Source organism: Pseudomonas sp. A-1 (genome assembly GCF_004801855.1).
Taxonomy (GTDB): Bacteria; Pseudomonadota; Gammaproteobacteria; order Pseudomonadales; family Pseudomonadaceae; genus Geopseudomonas.
The window spans coordinates 1-501 of the sequence record NZ_SSTC01000250.1 but is presented as its reverse complement, the minus strand read 5'-3'; the positions used below and the strand labels follow the sequence as shown (position 1 = coordinate 501).

Genomic DNA, 501 nt, shown 5'->3' with positions numbered 1-501 from the left:
CAGGTGGTACAGCGAGCCGATCGACACCATGGCGACCCAGCCGAGGGCGCCGGCATGCACGTGGCCGATGGTCCAGTCGGTGTAGTGGGACAGGGCGTTGACGGTCTTGATGGCCATCATCGGGCCTTCGAAGGTGGACATGCCGTAGAAGGCGAGGGAGACCACCAGGAAGCGCAGGATCGGGTCATGGCGCAGTTTGTGCCAGGCACCGGAGAGGGTCATCATGCCGTTGATCATGCCGCCCCAGCTCGGAGCGAGGAGGATGACCGACATCACCATGCCGAGGGACTGGGCCCAGTCCGGCAGGGCGGTGTAGTGCAGGTGGTGCGGACCGGCCCAGATGTACAGGGTGATCAGCGCCCAGAAGTGCACGATGGACAGGCGGTAGGAGTACACCGGACGCTCGGCCTGCTTGGGCACGAAGTAGTACATCATGCCGAGGAAGCCGGTGGTCAGGAAGAAGCCCACGGCGTTGTGGCCGTACCACCACTGCACCATGGC

1 protein-coding gene is annotated in these 501 nt (G+C 64.5%); it reads right to left on the bottom strand.

The window, feature by feature from the left end; genetic code table 11:
* On the bottom strand, positions 1-501 hold a 501-nt coding region (locus E5198_RS21415; protein ID WP_178084118.1), incomplete at both ends, for a cbb3-type cytochrome c oxidase subunit I.